Annotated in this window: 18 protein-coding genes and 1 riboswitch; of the genes, 12 read left to right on the top strand and 6 right to left on the bottom strand. The window is 62.4% G+C overall.

Annotation, left to right across the window (positions count from 1 at the left end; genetic code table 11):
- Positions 1-12: 12 nt before the first annotated feature.
- Together aqpZ and BRPE64_RS00570 are read left to right on the top strand one after the other, a co-directional pair.
- Complete coding sequence (gene aqpZ, locus BRPE64_RS00575; protein ID WP_044041023.1) at positions 13-711, top strand: aquaporin Z; 699 nt, start codon at positions 13-15, stop codon at positions 709-711.
- 340 nt (positions 712-1,051) lie between these two features.
- Positions 1,052-1,357 (top strand): hypothetical protein, encoded by a 306-nt coding sequence (locus BRPE64_RS00570; RefSeq protein WP_016344039.1) that lies wholly within the window; start codon positions 1,052-1,054, stop codon positions 1,355-1,357.
- An 86-nt stretch (positions 1,358-1,443) separates the two neighbouring features.
- Here the strand turns inward: BRPE64_RS00570 and BRPE64_RS00565 are convergent, their stop codons facing one another.
- Entirely contained in the window at positions 1,444-2,283 is an 840-nt protein-coding gene (locus tag BRPE64_RS00565; RefSeq protein WP_016344038.1) for a Cof-type HAD-IIB family hydrolase, read from the bottom strand.
- A 57-nt stretch (positions 2,284-2,340) separates the two neighbouring features.
- Positions 2,341-3,270 (bottom strand): BadF/BadG/BcrA/BcrD ATPase family protein, encoded by a 930-nt coding sequence (locus BRPE64_RS00560; RefSeq protein WP_044041857.1) that lies wholly within the window; start codon positions 3,268-3,270, stop codon positions 2,341-2,343.
- A 112-nt stretch (positions 3,271-3,382) separates the two neighbouring features.
- On the opposite strand from BRPE64_RS00560, the gene BRPE64_RS00555 reads away from it, so the two are divergent.
- The 3 genes from BRPE64_RS00555 (at position 3,383) to BRPE64_RS00545 (ending at position 5,272) form a co-directional block, all read left to right on the top strand.
- Positions 3,383-3,988 (top strand): DNA-3-methyladenine glycosylase I, encoded by a 606-nt coding sequence (locus BRPE64_RS00555; protein WP_044041022.1) that lies wholly within the window; start codon positions 3,383-3,385, stop codon positions 3,986-3,988.
- A 464-nt stretch (positions 3,989-4,452) separates the two neighbouring features.
- On the top strand, positions 4,453-4,878 hold the full coding sequence (locus BRPE64_RS00550; RefSeq protein ID WP_016344034.1) for a hypothetical protein: 426 nt from the start codon (positions 4,453-4,455) through the stop codon (positions 4,876-4,878).
- A 16-nt stretch (positions 4,879-4,894) separates the two neighbouring features.
- Complete coding sequence (locus BRPE64_RS00545) at positions 4,895-5,272, top strand: hypothetical protein (protein ID WP_232519188.1); 378 nt, start codon at positions 4,895-4,897, stop codon at positions 5,270-5,272.
- A gap of 151 nt (positions 5,273-5,423) precedes the next feature.
- On the opposite strand, the gene rpsU is transcribed toward BRPE64_RS00545, so the two are convergent.
- Positions 5,424-5,636, bottom strand: a complete 213-nt coding sequence (gene rpsU / locus BRPE64_RS00540; protein WP_008351904.1) for a 30S ribosomal protein S21 — start codon at positions 5,634-5,636, stop codon at positions 5,424-5,426.
- Positions 5,637-6,026: 390 nt separating this feature from the next.
- Positions 6,027-6,977, bottom strand: a complete 951-nt coding sequence (locus tag BRPE64_RS00535) for an aldo/keto reductase (RefSeq protein WP_016344032.1) — start codon at positions 6,975-6,977, stop codon at positions 6,027-6,029.
- Between the two features lie 175 nt (positions 6,978-7,152).
- Between BRPE64_RS00535 and BRPE64_RS00530 the strand changes: the two genes are divergently transcribed.
- The 4 genes from BRPE64_RS00530 (at position 7,153) to BRPE64_RS00515 (ending at position 13,268) form a co-directional block, all read left to right on the top strand.
- A complete protein-coding gene (locus BRPE64_RS00530) occupies positions 7,153-9,495 on the top strand; it encodes a tetratricopeptide repeat protein (RefSeq protein ID WP_016344031.1) in 2,343 nt (780 codons plus the stop codon).
- 189 nt (positions 9,496-9,684) lie between these two features.
- Positions 9,685-11,202, top strand: coding sequence for a flagellin N-terminal helical domain-containing protein (locus tag BRPE64_RS00525; RefSeq protein ID WP_016344030.1), 1,518 nt, complete (start codon positions 9,685-9,687; stop codon positions 11,200-11,202).
- A gap of 194 nt (positions 11,203-11,396) precedes the next feature.
- Positions 11,397-12,938 carry a flagellar filament capping protein FliD gene (gene fliD, locus BRPE64_RS00520; RefSeq protein ID WP_016344029.1) on the top strand — a complete coding sequence of 514 codons (1,542 nt, stop codon included), beginning with the start codon at positions 11,397-11,399 and terminating at the stop codon, positions 12,936-12,938.
- Positions 12,939-12,968: 30 nt separating this feature from the next.
- Positions 12,969-13,268, top strand: coding sequence for a hypothetical protein (locus BRPE64_RS00515; protein WP_044041856.1), 300 nt, complete (start codon positions 12,969-12,971; stop codon positions 13,266-13,268).
- 137 nt (positions 13,269-13,405) lie between these two features.
- Here BRPE64_RS00515 and BRPE64_RS00510 read toward each other — a convergent pair whose 3' ends face one another.
- Positions 13,406-14,416 carry a sodium:calcium antiporter gene (locus BRPE64_RS00510; RefSeq protein ID WP_016344027.1) on the bottom strand — a complete coding sequence of 337 codons (1,011 nt, stop codon included), beginning with the start codon at positions 14,414-14,416 and terminating at the stop codon, positions 13,406-13,408.
- 105 nt (positions 14,417-14,521) lie between these two features.
- Positions 14,522-14,691: riboswitch (yybP-ykoY riboswitch) on the bottom strand.
- A gap of 181 nt (positions 14,692-14,872) precedes the next feature.
- Here BRPE64_RS00510 and BRPE64_RS00505 point away from each other — a divergent pair.
- Positions 14,873-16,459, top strand: a complete 1,587-nt coding sequence (locus tag BRPE64_RS00505) for an ABC transporter substrate-binding protein (RefSeq protein WP_044041855.1) — start codon at positions 14,873-14,875, stop codon at positions 16,457-16,459.
- Between the two features lie 10 nt (positions 16,460-16,469).
- Here BRPE64_RS00505 and BRPE64_RS00500 read toward each other — a convergent pair whose 3' ends face one another.
- Positions 16,470-17,543, bottom strand: coding sequence for an MBL fold metallo-hydrolase (locus BRPE64_RS00500; protein ID WP_016344025.1), 1,074 nt, complete (start codon positions 17,541-17,543; stop codon positions 16,470-16,472).
- 105 nt (positions 17,544-17,648) lie between these two features.
- On the opposite strand from BRPE64_RS00500, the gene BRPE64_RS00495 reads away from it, so the two are divergent.
- A complete protein-coding gene (locus tag BRPE64_RS00495) occupies positions 17,649-18,071 on the top strand; it encodes a MerR family transcriptional regulator (protein ID WP_044041854.1) in 423 nt (140 codons plus the stop codon).
- 33 nt (positions 18,072-18,104) lie between these two features.
- Positions 18,105-19,907, top strand: a complete 1,803-nt coding sequence (gene aceK, locus BRPE64_RS00490; RefSeq protein WP_016344023.1) for a bifunctional isocitrate dehydrogenase kinase/phosphatase — start codon at positions 18,105-18,107, stop codon at positions 19,905-19,907.

Below are 19,907 nucleotides of genomic sequence, written 5' to 3'. Positions count from 1 at the left end.
CAAGGCAGAATCATGCATTTGTCGAAGCGTCTCGGCGCTGAAATTTTCGGTACTTTCTGGCTCGTGCTGGGCGGTTGCGGAAGCGCCGTACTCGCCGCGGCCTTTCCTCAACTGGGCATCGGCTTCGCCGGCGTCTCGCTGGCGTTCGGCCTCACGGTCCTCACCATGGCCTACGCCATCGGTCACGTGTCCGGCTGCCATTTGAACCCGGCTGTCAGCATCGGTCTCGCGACCGCAGGCCGTTTCCCGGTGCGTGATCTCGTGCCGTACATCGTGGCGCAAGTTATCGGCGCAACGCTGGGCGCATGGGTCATCTACCTGATCGCCACGGGCAATCCGGATTTCCAATTCGCCTCCAGCGGTTTCGCGGCGAACGGTTTCGGTGAGCACTCGCCGGGTCACTTCTCGATGATCGCTGGCCTGATCTGCGAAATCGCGATGACGTTCTTCTTCCTGTTCGTGATCCTCGGCGCCACCGACGACCGCGCGCCGAAGGGCTTCGCGCCGCTCGCCATCGGCCTGTGCCTGACGCTGATCCACCTGATCTCGATTCCGGTCACCAACACGTCCGTGAACCCGGCGCGTTCGACCAGCCAGGCGTTCTTCGTCGGCGGCTGGGCACTGGATCAGCTGTGGCTGTTCTGGATTGCGCCGATCGTCGGTGCGATCCTCGCCGGTCTGCTCTATCCGTGCCTAACGCGTCAGAAGTAAGTATTGACGCAGTCAAATAGCAGTAACGAAACGGGCGCCAATTGGCGCCCGTTTTTGTTTTTGCGCCACCGCGCTGCATTCGAATGATTAAACCGGCGCGACAAATGTAATGCCGAATTACGCAGCATGCTTATGATTTGCTGCGTTACGCTGTCCCGCGCGCGGCCGTATGCCGCCGGAGGTCCGTCCGACAAGGCTCTCCGCCGTTACGCCGCCTCACGTCTTCTTCCCGCTCTCCTTACGCAGCCCTTGCACACGGTAACAAGTCGTCGAAGCGTGTAAGACGACGCGCCCTTACATTGGACTCATGCGACACACGTCGCGAAAAAGGAGAAACACAATGAAGCGCATCGTCACCCAAATGCTCGTCGCGACCGGCCTCGCAATCGGTGCAGTCGGAGCGGCTCAGGCTCACAGCGATCTGCACATCGGCGTTTCGCTCGGCGCGCCCGCTTATGTGGCGCCGGCTCCGGTGTACGTGCGTCCGGCAGCGCCCGTTTATCGCGCGCCGTACTATCGCCATGAAGCGCCGCGCTGGCACGACGGCTACGGCCGCGGCTACGAACACCGCGCGGGCTGGGATCATCGCGGCAATGGCGGTTACGGCAACGGCGGTTACGGCAACAACTGGGGCCATCGCGGCTAAGGATGTGGCGTCTTCGGGCGTGGGGCGGACGTCGCCCGTCCCCCTCGCTCGGGAGTCGGACGCGTCGCCCGAAGCGCGTCAGGCGCTCAGTCCGGCGCCTGTCCCGGCGACGCGAGTTCGTCGCGAATGTCGAACAGCTTGCGCAGTTGATGCGCGACGCCCGCCTCGAAGTTGTTGCCGACGCGCGGCACGTTCGGCAGCCGCGTGATGAGATCGGGGTTCGCGTTGTTCATCATGAACGGATGCCCGGCGGTTTCCAGCAGATCGATGTCGTTCATGTTGTCGCCGAACGCAACGCACTGCGACGGATCGACTTTGAGCCGATCGAGCACGAAGCGCAGCGCGCGGCCTTTCGAAACGTCGGCGGTCATGACTTCGAGACAGTCCGGCAGCGAATAGGTGACGTAAAGCGCGTCGCCGAATTCGCGTTCCAGATTCGCCGCGGTTTCCTTGAGATCCGCCGGCTCGCCGATATACAGCACCTTCGCGATATTCATCCCGTCATGTTCGCGCAGATCCATCACCTCGTACTTGAAGCCCGAATCCTGGTGAAAGACCAGCAGTTCGGGCGCGTGGCGATCGATGAGCCAGGCGTCGTCGGCAAACAGATTCACGATGACGCGGCCCTCGCCGCCCGCCAGTTCGGGCTGCACGAGACGGCGCACGGCGGCGGGGTCGAGGTCGCGCGAATAGATCCGCTCGTCGCCGGGCGCGTGCACGCGCGCGCCGTTCGACGTGATCAGGTAGGCGTCGACGCCGAGCACATCGCGGATGCCCGCGACATCGCGATAATGCCGGCCCGTCGCAATGACGATGGGCACGCCGCGCGCGTCCAGCGTGCGCACGGTTTCAGCGGTGAAGGGATCGAGTTGGTGGTCGCTGTTCAGAAGCGTACCGTCGAGATCAGTAGCGATAACCGAGTACATGACTGCCTTTCTAATGCGCCAGATGCGCGGATGGGTTCTGCCGCGAAGCTCGATATTTTATCGCGAAGGGCTTGCCGAGCCCGCGAGCGCCGATGCCGACGCCGATGCCGCTCGCCGCGCCAGTTCGAGCGCACCGGCGGCGGAATCGGCGCGCGGCGCACGCAGGCGCTCGCGCAGCGCGTCGGGCACGAACGGTTCGTAAGGCGCGGCGAGACCGCCGCACAGCGCGACGGGCAAGGTCGCGCCAGGATCGAGCGCCGCGACGAGCCGTTCAATCTCCTGCCCCGCGAGATTCAGCAAACGCGCGGCTTCCGGATGATCGCGGAACTCGAAAACCGTGGGCGCGAGCGTGGCATACGCGGTTTGATTCGCGTTGCACAGCCACACGACGAGACTGTCGCGATCCGTCGCGCCGGTTCGCGCGAGCAACTCGCGCGACCAGCCGTCTTCCGGCGCGCGGCCATCGAGCACGCGCTGCAGATGTACCACGGCGCGCAGGCCGAGCCACGCGCCGCCGGCTTCGTCGCCGCTCGGAAAACCGTATCCGCCGGAGATGCGGCAAACGCCTTTTTCATCGAGCGACGCCGCGATGCTGCCCGTGCCCAGCGCGACGATCACGCCGGGCTCGCCGCCGTGTGCGCCGAGGATGGTCGTGTACGCATCGCTCTCGACGTGCAGCGCGCGCACATCGGGCGCCGCGGCGAGGAAGGCCGCGAGCCAGTCTGCGTTGTTCACGCCCGCGAGTCCGCAACCGAGCGAACATGCGCGCCAGTCGAACGGCAGCGCGGCGGCTTCGAACGCGCGGCGGCAGGCATCGCCGATGGACTGCCACGCCCGCTCCACGCCGAGGCCGAGTCCCGAAGGTCCGCCGCTCGCGCGCGCGAGTTCGGTGCCCTGCGCGTCGGCGAGAATCACGCGCGTGCCGCTTCCGCCGCCGTCTATGCCGAGCAGAAAGCCGTCCAAAGCTGAAGTCGAAGAAGTATTCATGGCCGCAAGCTTACCGGCCACGGCGGCGCGCGCCAATCAGCCGAATGGCATAGATGGCGCGGCGCGCACGTTCCGCTATGCTGACGCGATCCAAAAATGACGGGAACGCACAATGGCAGAAACCGAACAGACTCGCTGCGCGTGGGCCACCACCGACGCGATGATCCAGTATCACGACCACGAATGGGGCGTGCCCTCGCACGACGATCAGCATCTGTTCGAGATGCTCATTCTCGAAGGCGCGCAGGCGGGCCTTTCGTGGTCGACCATTCTCAACAAGCGCGAAGGTTATCGCGCGCTGTTCGCGAACTTCGACATCGACAAAGTGGCGCGCTTCACGGAAAAGGATGTCGAGCGGATCGTGCAGGACGCGCGCATCGTGCGCAACCGGGCAAAGATCGAATCGGCCGTGCTCAATGCGCGCGCGGTCAAGCAGATCCAGCAGGAACACGGCTCGTTCGCCGACTTCGTGTGGTCGTTCGTCGGCGCGGCGCCCATCGATACGCCACGCGACGCGAAGCATCCGACGCCCGCCTCTACGCCGGAGTCCGATGCATTGAGCAAAGCACTCAAGAAATACGGCTGCAAGTTCATCGGCACGACCATTTGCTACGCGTTCATGCAGGCCACCGGCATGGTCAACGATCACGCCGCGAACTGCCTGTCCCGAGGAAAACCTAAGACAAAACCGAAGAAGTCAGTCAAATCTACGGATTGAGGTCATTCCTATGTGAAAGATTTTTGCTTTTTGACAACATACTTGAGTGCAAACGCAGTGACCCAGGGTATATCCCGATAGAAGCCGATTTTTTTGCAGTGAAGCACGCCCAAATGCCCGATCTGAAAGGGTTTTCGGCGGGTTTTCCGCACTGCACGAACGTGCGGTCCGTGTAAAAATGGCTTCCTCGCGTGCGCTGGCGCACCTTTTTACCGGACCAACCCGTTATAAATGGCGGTGTACGGATCGTTCATTGAGTGCAGAAATCCGACGCGAGCACACAGGGCGCCATGAGACCGGGCGCCCAGGCCGGGAAAACCGCCGTGCTCGATGCAGTGTCCGGGCGGCAAGCGTTTATTCAGGTTGCGGATTTTCGCGACGACGCCGCCGCACCGGTTAAGGCAAGCGCAGTTTCTCGAATATCTAACGCATGGCCGCTGCGCAGGGGCGCAGGGGAGAAGATCATGAAAAGCTTGAACTTCCTGACCCATCAGGAGATTTTCAACAGCGCAGTACAGCATCTATTCGTGCAAGGGCAGGCGGCATTGCTGCCCCACGGAGGCGGCGCGTATCGCGGATACTGCGGCGGCTGCCCCGTCGGTCGTTTCATCAAGCCGCGCGACTATGTCACCGCCATGGAAGGCGTGCCCATCCGCTTCATCGCGAAACCGCCCGAACTGGTGCCGGCTTACATGGATGTCGGTGTCGCGGCGCTCAAGCGCGCGCTGCTTCGTGCACGCATCAACGTGTTCGATCCCAATACCGTCGAATTGCTCTCATGCCTGCAGAACGTCCATGACGTCTTCGGCAAATGGGAATGGCGCGAGCGTCTCACGTCGATCGCGCGTCAGTTCGGCCTTTCCGCCGAGCTTTTGAAAACGGCTGCTTGAAAACGCAGGTGCTGTGATGTTGAGCCCTATCACGATGTTGAGCCCGAAGGACATCTACGAGCGCGTGAGTTCGCACTTGCTGATGCAGCGCGCGGTCTCGGAAGACGACAACGGTTCGTGCCGGCTGCGCAGTCCGGAAGGCCGCAAGTGCGCGATCGGCTCGCTCCTGCGCGACGACCTGTATCAGCCCGCGCTCGAAGGCGTCGGCATTTCGTACTACCGGCATGCGCAGGACGGCGATCTGCTGCGGGCGCTCTTTGCGTCGAACGTGAACGCGTACGATCCCAATATCATCGATCTGCTCATCGAGCTTGAACAGGTTCACGACGATTCCGACGTCACCGAATGGCCGCATCTGCTCGCAGCGCTCGGCCGACGGCACGCATTCGTCTAAGCCGGCAACTGCGGCAGTCCGAAGCAAAAAGCCAAGCAAAAAGCAAAACAGGAAGCCAAGCAAAACGGCGGTGCGCCCAGATGGGTCGCACCGCCGTTTTGCTTGGCCGGCGAAGGCGGATCTTCGCCAGCCGCAAAGACTCAATGCACGCTTAGTGCATCTTCTTCGGCAGCATCTGGCTGCGCAGACGCTTACGCAGACGCGCGACGGCGGCTGCCTTCTTGCGCTTGCGCTCGGTGGTCGGCTTTTCGTACGACTGGCGCTCGCGCAGTTCGGCGATCAGGCCATTGCGCTCGATGGTGCGGCGGAAACGCCGAATCGCGACATCGAACGGCTCGTTTTCTTTGAGGACGATAGTGGTCATGTAAATCCTGTTTTGCTAAACGTATTTCTAAGTGCGCGACGACAAAACCGCCGCGCCCCGGCACTCCGATCGTCCGCCGAAAGCGAAACGGCACGGCGGACACGAGCAAAGCGGCCACGGAGGCCGGAAAAGAGAGAGTTGGGATTCAACCGCCGAAGCGGCTTGCGCCTTCCAAGGAAGGACCTGAACGCGCATTTCGAGGCCGTTCGACGCAGGCAAATGACGGTGTCACTTTCAGCGGCGAAGGCAGAAAATCGGGCACATTTCTCGATTCGGGCGCGATGTTACCAGAACACCGCGCCGTTGCCAACCACCCCGGCCCATCCAACTCCTTGATGCAACAGATTTATTTCTGCCTTATCTCTGCCTCATTTCTGCCTCATTTCTGCCTCATTTCTGCCACGAGCTGGCTTCGTCGAGATGTTGCACGTCTTCGCCGGCGAGTGTCAGGCGCGTTGCGGCCGCGAGGCTTTCGAGCTGGGCGACCGACGTTGCGCTTGCGATCGGCGCCGTCACGCTCGGGCGCGCGATCAGCCACGCGATGGCGATCGTGGCGGGCGTCGTGTCGTGGCGCTTCGCGACTTCGTCGAGGGCGTCGAGAATTCTGAGCCCCCGCGCGTCGAGGTATTTTTCCACGCGCGAGCCGCGCGCCTTGTGCTGCGTGTCTGCCTTCGACCGGTACTTGCCCGACAGAAAGCCGCTCGCCAGCGCGTAGTAAGGCACGACCGCGATTCCGTGCTGCTCCGCGACGGGTTCGAGACCGGTTTCGTAAGCTTCTCGGTCGTACAGGTTGTATTCGGGCTGAAGGATCTGATAGGCCGGCAAGCCCGAATCCTTCGCGGTCTTGAGCGCCGCATCGAGCCGCTCGCCCGTGTAGTTCGACGCGCCGATCACCCTCACCTTCCCCGCCTTGATGAGCGTCTGATACGTGGCGAGCGTTTCGTCGAGCGGCGTGTTCTCGTCGTCGAAATGGGAGAAATAGACGTCGATGTAATCGGTCTTGAGACGCCGCAGCGAATCGTCGACGGCGGACGTGATATTCGCCGCCGATAGTCCCGCGCGCGTGCTCAGCTTGCCGACCTTCGTCGCGAGCACCACGCGATGGCGCTTGCCGCTTTCTTTGAACCACTTGCCGATGATCGTCTCCGACTCGCCGCCGTGATGTCCGTCGACCCAGGCGGAATAGACGTCCGCCGTGTCGATGAAGTCGAGGCCGTGATCGACGAACGCGTCGAGGATCGAGAACGACGTGCGCTCGTCGGCGGTCCAGCCGAACACGTTGCCGCCGAAAACGAGCGGCGCGACTTTGATTTCCGATGTGCCGATACTGCGTGTCTGCATGTGTGCTCCGATGAAAAGGTCTGCCCGGCGAAGGCCACGCCGGGCGGCGGCGCAATCGCCGTTCCGGGCGCGTGCATCGCGCGAACAGGTGGTCATTTGCCACTCAGTTCCGTCCTTTAGGAATGAATGGGGCGGCCGATAATTCCGTCAACCCAAGGATACCGCCAGTGCATTCATGACAACTTCGATCGAACTCAACTCTGCCCCGTCCGCCGCCTCCGAGCCGGACTTCGAGGATGCGCTCGCCGAAGTCCTCGGCGCCGCCATCGAGCAACACGGCGCCCAGCAACTCGACGAAGCCGAAGCACTGTACGGAATCGTGCTCGACGCCGCACCCGCGCACGCAATCGCGAATTACAACCTGGGCGTGCTGCGCATGCAGCGCGGCGACCCGCAATCGGCGATTGCGCGCCTGGAAGCGGCCATCGGCGCGCAGCCGGACGAGGGGCAGTACTGGGCCAGTTACGTCGATGCGTTGGCGCAGTCGGGGCAGTCAGCCGCTGCATGGCTCGCGCTCGAAATGGCGCAGAAGCAGGGCCTGCGCGGACCGGCCATCGACACGCTGATCGTGCGGCTCACCGCGATCGAGGCCGCGAAGGCGGAAGCGCCGCAAGGCGCTCAAACTGCGACGCTGCACGAAAGCGCGACCCAGCCGATGACCGTCCCGGCGCCCGCCGAAGTCGCCACGAGCGCAACGACCGCAACGAACGCATCCGCTGCGAGCAAGCCGTCCCGCCAGCAAATCAGCCAGCTGACGACTTACTTCAATCAGGCACGCGTCGAAGAAGCGCTTGCGCTGGCACATTCGATGACCATCGAATATCCGAACTACTTCCTCGGATGGAAAGTGCTCGGCATCCTGCTGCATCAATCGGGGAAAACGGTCGAGGCGATCGGCGCGCTGCAGACGGCGAAACAGTTCGAGCCGGGCGAAATGGAAATCCGCCGCGTCTTGTCGGACTCGCTCAGGCTTCAGGGCCGCGCGCAGGAAGCGGAGCAGGAATGTCGCGAGATTCTGGCGGCGCGTCCCGACTATGCCGAGGTGCACCGGATCCTCGGCATGACGCTGCAGGATCTCGGGCGACTGGAGGAAGCGCTCGCGGCATTACAAAAGGCGGTCGAGTTGACGCCCGATTTCGCGAATGGGCACAGCACGCTCGCCATCGCGCTGCTGGAAGCCGGAAGGATCGCCGAGGCCGAACAGCATGGTCGCCGGGCGCTCGCATTGAACCCGCGCGCACCGCATGTGCACGAAGCGCTGCTCTTTTGCCTCACCCATAAGGACGACGTCGATCCGGCCGCGGTCTTCGCCGACCACGCTTATTTCGGCGAGATGTGCGAAGCGCCGCTGCGCGCGTCGTGGCCGCGTCATCGCAACAATCGGGATCCGGAGCGGCGTCTGAACGTCGGCTTCGTGTCGGGCGATTTCATCCGTCACCCTGTCACTGCGTTCGTCGAGGCCGTTATCACGCATCTCACGCGCGACCCGTCGATCATCGTTCACGCCTATTCGAACCATACGATCGAGGATGAAGTCACCGCTCGCATGCAACGCGCCGTGCCGAACTGGCATTCCGTCGCCGGCATGAGCGACGAACTGCTCGCACGGAAAATTCAGGACGACGGCATCGATATCCTGATCGACCTCTCGGGGCACACGGCACGCAATCGCCTGATGACCTTCGCACGCAAGCCGGCGCCCATACAAGCCAGCTGGATGGGATATCTCAACACGACCGGGCTGCAGGCGATGGACTATTACATCGCCGACCGCTATTACGTGCCGAACGAAGCCGCCGCCCGGCAGTTCACCGAAAAGATCGCCTATCTGCCGGCTTACGCCTGCTTTCAACCCGAGCTGCTCGCGCCGCCTGTCAACGCGCTTCCGGCTTTGCACAATGGCTACGTGACCTTCGGCAGCTTCAACCGCGTGAACAAGGTGCGGCCCGCCGCGATCAAACTTTGGTCGAAACTGCTGCACGCCGTGCCGACTGCGCGCATGCAACTGGCCGCCATGCCGAACGACGGCAAACACGAGCAGATCGCCGAATGGTTCGCCAGCGAGGGCATCGAGCGCGCTCGACTGGATTTCCGTCCGCGCGCGGCGCTTCCGGTGTATCTCCAGCAGCATCATCAAGTCGATATCAATCTCGACACCTTTCCGTGGGCCGGCGGCGTCACAACCTTTCAGTCGATGTGGATGGGCGTCCCGACGCTCACGCTGCCCGGGCCGCTCGTGGCGAGCCGGGGCAGCATGTCCGCGCTGTCGCACGCCGGACTCGATGCCTTCGTGGCGAACGATGAAGCCGACTTCGTCGCCAAGGGCGTCTACTGGGCGAACCATCCGAACGAACTCGCGCAACTGCGTGCGGGCATGCGTGAGCGCTGCGCGCTGTCTCCTTCCTTCAATGCAGACGTGATTTCCGCGGGCCTCGCGGCATCGCTCAGAACCATGTGGCGACGCTGGTGCGCCGGCGAAACGCCTCGCACCGTGGAACTGCCGGCCGTTGCCCACTGAAGGGGCGATTGCCGCGCGCGCAGGCCGCGCGCACGGGCTGCCCGCGCGCCCTGCATCAACAAGCGATCAATCTGTCTAAAGTTTCCCGGACCCGGGCCGAAAACCTAAACAAGCGGCCAGCAATGACGTCGCTTCCGCCAAACAGGCGTTGTTCATTCAACGAACGGCCAGCAAGACTGGAGAGAATAAATGATCGGTATCAATAGCAACATCAACTCGCTGATCGCTCAGCAAAACCTCAACGGCACGCAAAGCGCGCTGTCGTCGGCAATCACGCGCCTGTCGTCCGGCAAGCGGATCAACAGCGCAGCGGACGATGCTGCAGGTCAGGCGATCGCATCGCGCATGACGTCGCAGATCAACGGCCTGAACCAAGGCATCTCGAACGCGAACGACGGCGTGTCGATGACCCAGACGGCATCGAGCGGTCTCTCGCAGATCACGGACAACCTGCAACGTATCCGCCAGCTGGCCGTGCAATCGGCGACCGGCTCGCTGTCGCCGAGCGACCAGGCCGCGCTGCAAAAGGAAGTGACGCAGCGTATCGCCGAAGTGAACCGTATTGCTTCGCAAACCACGTACAACGGCACCAACGTGCTCGACGGCACCGCCGGTCAAGTGACGTTCCAGGTCGGCGCGAACGTCGGTCAGACGATCTCGATCGACATGAGCCACAGCGTGTCGGCCGCCAAGCTCGGCACCGGCCTGCTCGCTTCGGGTTCGCAAGTCGCCACGCTGTCGGGTCTGTCGCTCGACTCCTCGGGCGCTGCGACGACCAACGGCGCGAAGCCGTCGGTCACGTCGATCAACGTGCTCGCTGACGGCAAGGGCGGCTTCAAGTTCACCGACCAGAACAACGTCGCGCTGTCGAACACGGCCGTGACGTCGCTGTTCGGCACCGCCACCGCCGGCGCAGGCACGGCACTGACGCTGCAAGGCGCATCGACGGGCGCACTCGGCAACATCACCAGCGTTCCGGCAGCTGCGAGCGCGAACGTGTCGGCAGCCGTTTCCGCGATCAACAGCGCGAACGCGGCCAACGGTTCGACCGTCGCCGGCCGTGCAACGAGCGGTCAGGTTCTCGGCACGATCTCGGGCCTGAGCCTCGACAGCAGCGGCGGTTTCATCGCGGCAAACGAAAGCGGCGCAACGATCACCTCGGTGGTCGTCAAGTCCGACGGCGCAGGCGGCTTCTCGTTCGCCGACCAGGACGGCAACAGCCTGTCGACCAGCGCGCAAAACGCACTCTTCGGCACGGGCACCGCAGCCACGACGACTGCCGGCGGCGCGCTCGCACTGCAAGCGACCATCGGTACGGCCACGACGAACATCTCGACGAACGGCAAGGCTGCATCCGCCGGCATCAGCCTCGCGAACAGCGCCAACGTGCCGCCGCGCGTCGCCGATATCGACATCAGCACGACCGCTGGCGCCAACCAGGCTATCGAAGCAATCGACAACGCGCTGAACTCGGTCAACGGCATCCAGGCTGACCTCGGCGCAGCACAGAACCGCTTCTCGTCGATCGCCGCCACGCAAACGGCGCAGTCGACCAATCTGTCCTCGGCTCAGTCGCAAATCACCGACGCGAACTTCGCGCAGGAAACGGCGAATCTGTCGAAGGCTCAAGTGCTGCAACAAGCTGGTATCTCGGTGCTGGCTCAAGCGAACTCGATGCCCCAGCAGGTTCTGAAGCTCCTCGGCTAAGCAACACGGCCGATGCAGCAACCGGCGCGCAACATCAGCAGGATGCGCGCCGGATGTAATCGAATCATGCAGCAGAAGTACCGCAGTCAGCGCACCGGGAGCTCGTCTCCCTGTGCGCGTTTTATGGAAGCCTCACGGAAGCCTCGCTTCCGCCCAATTTCACACGATCGCGAAGCATCACGACCGGAGCGCACATGACCACCGTAGCCACGACATCGAGTTCGACTGTCGATCCAAACAGCGCCGTCCAGCAGGCCGCGCAGTCGATCATCAGTGGTTCGACGAATTCCACGATGGACGTGAACTCGCTCGTCAGCGCGATCGTCAACGCGAAGGTCGCGGGTCAGACCGACGCGCTCAACAACAAGAAAACGGCCGACAACACGCAGCTCACCGCGATCGGCACGTTGAAGTCGATTCTTTCGCTGCTGCAAAGCTCGATCACGAATCTCGCGAACGGCACGACCCTTTCCGCCTTCACGGCAACGGCCGACGGCAAGGGGCTCACGGCTACCGCCAGCACCGGCGCGGTCGCGGGCAGCTATGCGGTGAACGTGCAGAACATCGCGACGGCGCAGTCGCTCACGTCCGGCGCCTTCAAGTCGACCGATACGCTCGGCACCGGCTCGATGACGCTCAACGTGAACGGCAAGACCAGCACGATCAAGATCGACAGCACCAACAACACGCTGTCGGGCATTGCCTCGGCGATCAACTCGGCGTCCGACAATCCGGGCGTCACCGCGACCATCGTCAACGGCACGGACGGCGCGCACCTCGTGCTGCGCTCCTCGTCGACGGGTCTTTCGAACGGCATCAACATCGCGGTCAATGCCGACGACAGCAGCTCGGCGCTGAACAAGCTCGCCGTCAACACGACGACCGTCGCTGCGAGCACGGCGCCCGATCCCAACGACTCGACCAAGACGATCACCACGCCCGCGCGCACGACGATCGACAACACGGCCGGCTGGACGCAAAGCACGGCCGGCCAGGACGCAAATCTGACGGTGGCGGGAACGGCCGTGTCGAGCGCGACCAACTCGATCAAGGACGCGATCACCGGCGTGACGATGACGCTCACGTCGGACTCGGTCGGTACGACTCAGACGCTCTCGATCGCTCAGGACGTCGCCGGTCAGAAGACGGCAATCGAATCGTTCGTCACGGCGTACAACAACTTCATCAGCACGGCGCAGTCGCTGACGTCGTTCGATTCGACGCAGGCCAAGGGCTCGCAGGGCGGCGCGCTGCTCGGCGACTCGATGATGAACACGATCAAGAACACGATTGCAAGCACGATCAGCAAGGCAGTCGGCTCGGGCACGAGTCAGGTCAACCTCGCGTCGATCGGCATTGCGTTGCAGCCGGACGGCACGCTGAAGACCGACGAAGACGCGCTCACCGATGCGCTCACGAACAGCTCGGGCAAGATCGCGTCGCTGTTCAATTCGACCAACGGCGTCGCGGCGCAATTGAACACGAGCCTCACGTCGTTCTTGCAGACGGGCGGCATCATCGACACGCGCACGACCGCGCTCAACGACGATCTCACCAGCATCGCCGATCAGCAAACGCAGCTCACGTCCTACACCGCGCAATTGACGACGGCTTATAACGCGCAGTTCACCGCGCTCAATGCGCTGATGTCGCAAATGTCGACGCAATCGAACTATCTCACGCAGCTCTTCGGCGGCAACAACAGCGCGGGCGCGCTGGCCACGAACTCGAAGTAACCGAAGTATCCATAAGCGATGAACGGAACCATGAACCAGCACGATCTGATTCAAAACGCGTGGTCGCTGACCGAGGCGATCGAAGAAGCGGTGGGCCAGGAAGACTGGGCGCGCGCCGCCGAACTCGCGGATGTGCGCGCGCCGCTCGTGATGGCGATTCAGGCCGAACAACCGGCCGCGGCGCTCGAGATCATCCGCAAGATTCAGGCGAGCATCGACGCGGTCGCCGCGCGCGCGCGCGACGCACAAACCTCGCTCGCGACGACGTATCGCCGTTCGATGGAAGGCGCGCAAGCCGCCAGCCGATATCATCAGGCCGCGCGCTTCTAAAGTTTTCCCCGCACGCGCCGATAACTCTTCTAAGAACAACAAGAACAACGCGCCGCTTCAAGGCGCGCTGCTTCGCTCTTGATGCCCGCTTCGGCGGGCATTCTTATTTTCATCGCCCGAGTTTCAACGCCCTAGTTTCAACGCCCGAGCGTCAGCGCGAGATAAACGGCATACAACACGCCGTTCCCCAACAACGCCCAGAGCGCAACGCCATTGGCCTTCGCGTTGAAGCGCAGCCACGCCGCGGCCGCGAGCGTGATCAGCACGCCGGTCAGCACTTCCACGCGCGGTTCCCACGGCGTCAACATGATGCCGATGCCCGGCAGCAACGTGCCCTGAAACACCATCGCCCCGGTGATATTGCCGAACGCGAGCGTATCTTTGCCGCGGCGCGCCCACAGAATGCTGTTCACCTTTTCCGGCAATTCGGTTGCAATCGGAATGATGATGAGCGACAGCAGCAACGCGGAAATCCCGAGCGCACTGGACACGCCTTCCACGCCGTGAATGAAGCCTTTCGCGCCGCCCACCAGCAACACGATGCCGATCAGGAATTGCAGGATGATCGTGCCGAGCGTCGTCGGCAATCCGACGCGCGAGACGAACAACGCGTCCGGCGCCTCCGTCGCATGCCCGCTTTCGACGAGACTCGCCGACGCCTTGAAGGTCGAAATCACATACACGATATAAAGCGCGACGAGCCCGACCGCGAACAACGCGCGCACTTCCCACGCATGATGCGGCACGAACATCGCGGCACAGGCAATCAGGAATGCGATCAAAAAGAAGTTGAGATCGCGCGTGAAGCCGCTGCGCTCCGGCATGATCCGGCCACGCAAGCCGCGCGACTTGAGAATCGCGACCGTCATGAGGCACGTGGAGAGCGTTGCGAGCATCAGCGGCGCGCCGAGAATCGCGCCGACGCCGATCTCCTCGTTGACCGCGCGACTGGTCGTGCCGCCGAGCAATGCGATGATCGGCACCGTCGTCTCGGGTAACGCCGTGCCGACCGCCGCGAAAAGCGATCCGGTCACGCCTTCGGATATGCCGAGCCGTTCGCCGAGATGTTCGAGCGCATTTGTGAACAACTCCGATGCAATCAGGATGATCGCGAGCATCAGCGCGAGTTCGAGGAAGAGCATCGTCATGCGGCACCTCGCATGAATCGACGAGAAAGGAGCGCGGGCAGGCACACATGCGCGCGCGAAAGAAGAGGATGTTGTAGTTGTGGGGACACGATGATTCCAAAGCCGGACGTCGAGCGAACCACGATGCGCCAAGCGCCGTCCGGCCAGGAACGACATAGCGCATCGATGGTCTCGCCAAACCGTTTCGGTCGAACGCGCCACGGCAGCAGAGCCGAGGATGTTGACGCGTTCTCCTTCGCACGCGAAGGAAGGCTACTCCCCAAAGACGGCGCAAGTTTAGCCCGGCGCACATCATTTGGGCAAGTCGCGCATAAGCGTATGCCGATCGAATCGTTGTCGGCAGCGAACGCATTCGCTAATCTAGCCGCGCCGGGCGCGCCGCTTGCTGCGCGCCACGCCATTCGACGAACAACCAAAAACGAAACATCGTGTGACCATAAGATCACGGGAGATCTCATGCGCCTTAAACTTTTCGCCGCAGCCGCCATCTTTGTTGTACCGGCGCTCGCGTTATCGAAGCCCCTCACCGTCTGCACCGAATCGAGCCCGGACGGCTTCGACGTCGTGCAGTTCAATTCGCTCGTAACAACGAACGCGTCCGCCGATGTCATCTTCAACACGCTCGTCGCCTACGACGAAGCCGCGAAGAAAGTCGCGCCCTCGCTCGCGGACAAATGGGACGTCAGCAGCGACGGCCTGAGCTACACGTTTCATCTGCGTCCGAACGTGCAGTTTCAGAGCACCGACTACTTCAAACCGACGCGCCCGCTCACGGCCGACGACGTCGTCTTTACTTTCGATCGCATGCTCTCGGACAGCAATCCGTGGCACAAGATCGCCGGCGCGAGCGGCTTTCCGCATGCACAGTCGATGGGGCTCGTGAAGCTCATCAAGGCCGTGTCGAAAGTCGATGATCAGACCGTCAAGTTCGAACTGAACGAACCGAACGCGACCTTCGTGCCGATCCTCACGATGGGCTTCGCGTCGATCTACTCCGCCGAATATGCGGACACGCTGCTCAAGGCGAACCGGCAGACCGATCTGAACAGCAAGCCGATCGGCACCGGCCCGTTCGTGCTGAAGAGCTACACGAAAGATTCGATCATCCGCTATGACGTGAATCCGTCGTACTGGGGCGCGAAGCCGAAGATCGATCGGCTGATCTATGCCATCACGCCCGATGCCGCCGTGCGCGCGCAGAAAATCAAGGCGGGCGAATGTCAGATCGCGCTCTCTCCGAAGCCGCAAGACGTGCTCGACGCGAAGAAAGACAAAGCGTTGAAAGTGAGCGAGGCGCCCGCGTTCATGACGGCGTTCGTCGCGCTCAACACGCAGAAGAAGCCGCTCGATAATCCGAAAGTGCGTCAGGCGCTGAACATGGCGTTCGATCGCACGACCTACATGAAGACGGTCTTCGACAACACGGGCACGCCCGCCGTGAATCCGTATCCGCCGAATACGTGGAGCTACGATAAGAACATCGCGGCGTACAAGTATTCACCCGCCGATGCCAAGAAGCTGCTCGCCGATGCCGGCTTTCCGAACGGCTTCGACACGACCATCTGGGTGCGCCCGAACGGCAGCGTGCTGAATCCGAATCCGAAGGCCGGCGCCGAGTTGCTGCAGGCCGACCTCGCGAAGATCGGCGTGAAGGCGCAGGTGAAGATCATCGAATGGGGCGAGCTGATCAAGGAAGCCAAGCAAGGTCAGCACGACATGTTGTTCATGGGCTGGGCCGGCGACAACGGCGACCCGGACAACTATCTGTCGCCGCTGTTCAGCTGTAACGCGGTGAAGTCGGGCATCAACTTCGCGCGCTTCTGCGACAGTCAGCTCGATAAGCTCATCGCCGACGGCAAGGCCACGCCCGATGTCGCCAAACGCACGAAGTCGTATGTCGATGCGCAGAAGATCATCCACGATCAGGCGCTGTGGATTCCGCTTGTGTATCCGACTGCCGCCGCGCTCACGCGCGCAAATGTCAGCGGTTATAACGTGAGTCCGTTTGGGCGTTTGAATCTCGGCAGCGTGTCGGTTCAATAAAGCGCACGCTTCAGGCCGGCGAGAAGCGGATCACACCGTCATCGCCGGTCTTGCGCTTGAGCGTTCCATCGAGCCAAAGCAAATTCAGATGCGCGAGTGCTTCGCCCAGCGCGAACGTCATCTGATGAATGTCGAGTTTGCGCTTGAACATGATCGGCACGATGTCCGCTGCGCTGCATGCCTTTTGCGCGCATGCTTCGCGCACTTCCGCCAGCCGCGCGCGATGATGATCGCGCAATTGCCCGATGCGCGTCTGCACGCCGCGAAACGGTTTGCCGTGCGACGGCAGCGCGAGCGTATCGGCGGGCATCGATTCATAGCGCCCGAGCGATTCCAAGTAAAGCGCGAGCGGATTGCCTTCCGGCTCGATCGCGAACACCGACACGTTCGTCGAGATGCGCGGCAACACCATGTCGCCGGAAATGAGCAGCTTGTCGGCCGCGCAATAGAGCGCGCTATGTTCGGGCGAATGACCGTAGCCCGCCACGACTTCCCAATTGCGCGAACCGATACGAAGCACGTCACCGTTGCGGATGCGGCGATATTCGTGCGGAATCGACGGCACGAGCGTCGGGTAATAGCTGTCGCGCTTGCGCAGTGCATCGAGCGAGGCTTCGTCGGTGAGACCATGCGCCGCGAAATGCGCCGCCGCGCGCTCGCCGCCCGCGTTGGAACCGTCGCCTGCGCCCATCACGCGGCCCATCGCGTATTCGCCGAGGGACATCCACAGGCGCACGTTCCAGCGCTTTTTATCGCCGCCCTTGCAGATCCAGTCGGCAAGACCCAGATGATCCGGATGGCAATGCGTGACGATCACGCGCAGCACCGGCAGGCCGTCGAGCGCGGTATCGAACATGCGTTCCCAGTTGGCGCGGATCGTGTCGTTCGAAATGCCGCAATCGACGACGCTCCAGCCCTGCACGCCGTCAATCTCGTCGCGCAACAGCCAGAGATTGATGTGATCGAGCGCGAACGGCAGCGGCATGCGCAGCCACAACACACCCGGCGCGACTTCCCTGACGGCGCCGGACTCGGGCAATGCGTCCGCGAAAACATAATCGAGCTGGTGTTCGAGTGCGTTCATTCGGTCCGTGCCTCCGGGTTTGCGCCGCGTTGCATTTTGGCGAAGTTGACGATAACGTAAACGTCCATTCTAACGTTGCGCGCGCGTTTGCGCTTTCGGCCCGCGATGACTCAACCCACGCATTACACGATCACCGACCTGGCGCGCGAATTCGACGTCACGCCGCGCGCCATTCGCTTCTACGAGGATCAGGGCCTGCTCGCACCGAGTCGCGAAGGCTCGAACGGCCTGCGCCGCGTGTATTCGGCACGCGACCGGACGCGCCTGAAGCTCACATTGCGCGGCAAGCGGCTCGGCTTCACGTTATCGGAAATTCGCACGCTGCTCGATCTCTACGATTCGCCGACCGGCACCGCGACGCAGTTGCAGGCGTTCGTCGATACCATCGCCGCGCATCGCGAAGTGCTGACGCGTCAGCTCGAAGATCTGAACACGACGCTCGCCGAACTCGCGGCCTACGAGGAACAGGGGCGCGCGCTGCTCGTGGCGGGCATGGAAAAGCGCGCGCGCAAAGTCAAAGCGGCATGATCTGAACGCAAACACACGAGGCGCAGTGCCGATATGAATCACTTCCCCAAGCTGCTGTCGTCGCAAATCGGTTTCGATGTCGCGCAGACAATGCTCGAAGGATTCGATCGCCATTACCGTGTGTTTCGCGAGGCCGCGATCCGGGCCAGGCATCTGTTCGAGCGCGGCGACTGGCTCGCGTTGCAGCAACTTGCACGCGAGCGCATCACGTCGTATGACGAGCGCGTTGCAGAATGCGTGGCGCTGCTCGAAGACGAATACGACGCCGAAAATATCGACGACGACGTCTGGCAGCAGATCAAGCTGCACTACATCGGCTTGCTGATGACGCACCGGCAACCCGAATGCGCCGAAACGTTCTTCAACTCGGTGTGCTGCAAAATTCTGCATCGTTCGTACTTCAACAACGACTTTATTTTCGTGCGGCCGGCAGTGTCGACGGAGTACATCGAGAACGACGAGCCCGCGGCCAAGCCCACGTATCGCGCGTATTACCCGGAGAAGGACGGGCTCGCCGCGACCATCGAGCGCATCGTCACCAACTTTCAGCTCGATACGCCGTTTGAAGACTTGCCGCGCGACGTGCAATGCGTGATCGATTCGGTGCGCGATACCTTCGGCGATCTCACGCCCGCGCCCAACTTCCAGATTCACGTGCTCTCGTCGCTGTTCTTTCGCAACAAGGCGGCGTATATCGTCGGGCGCGTCATCAACGGCGATGCGCTGCTGCCCTTCGCGATCGCCGTGCGGCATACGCAGCCCGGGCTGCTCGCGCTCGATACTGTGCTGCTGTCGCGGGAGCAGGTGCTCATCATCTTCAGTTTTTCGCACTCGTATTTTCTCGTCGACATGGAAGTGCCGTCCGCGTACGTGCAGTTCCTGCGCACCATCATGCCGCGCAAGCCGAAGGCGGAAATCTATACGTCGGTTGGCTTGCAGAAGCAGGGCAAGAACCTGTTCTATCGCGACCTGCTGCATCATCTGTCGCATTCGAGCGACCGGTTCATCATCGCGCCGGGCATCAAGGGGCTCGTGATGATCGTCTTCACGCTGCCTTCGTTTCCGTACGTGTTCAAGCTCATCAAGGATGCGTTTCCGCCGCCGAAGGAAACCACGCGCGAGAAGATTCAGGACAAGTATCAGCTCGTCAAACGTCACGATCGACTTGGCCGCATGGCCGATACGCTCGAATATTCGAGCGTCGCGCTGCCGCTCGCGCGCCTCGACGATGCGCTCATCCGCGAACTGGAAAACGAAGCGCCCTCGATGATCGAATACGAAGGCGACAAGCTCGTGATCCGGCATGTGTATATCGAGCGCCGCATGGTGCCGCTCAATCTGTTTCTGCAAAACGGCAGCGACGATGACATCGAGCACGGCATCCGGGAATATGGCGACGCGATCAAGCAACTGATCCAGGCGAACATCTTTCCGGGCGACATGCTGTACAAGAATTTCGGCGTGACGCGCCACGGCCGCGTGGTGTTCTACGATTACGACGAAATCGAGTATCTGACCGATTGCAACGTGCGCCGCGTGCCGCCGCCGCGTTACGAGGAAGACGAGCTGTCGGGCGAACCGTGGTATACCGTCGGGCCGCACGACATCTTTCCCGAGACGTACGGCACGTTTTTGCTCGGCGATCCGCGCGTGCGCGCGGCCTTCATGCGCCATCACGCCGATTTTTTCGATCCGGCGCTCTGGCAGCACCACAAGGAGCAACTGCTGCGCGGCGAACTCGCCGATTTCTTTCCCTATGACCGCGATGTCCGATTCTGCATCCGCTATCCGGAGCGTTTCGCGCCATCCGGCCAACCAGACGCGCGTGCCGCATGA

Source organism: Caballeronia insecticola (assembly GCF_000402035.1).
In the GTDB taxonomy this organism is placed as follows: domain Bacteria; phylum Pseudomonadota; class Gammaproteobacteria; order Burkholderiales; family Burkholderiaceae; genus Caballeronia; species Caballeronia insecticola.
This window is presented reverse-complemented; position numbering and strand designations above follow the sequence as displayed.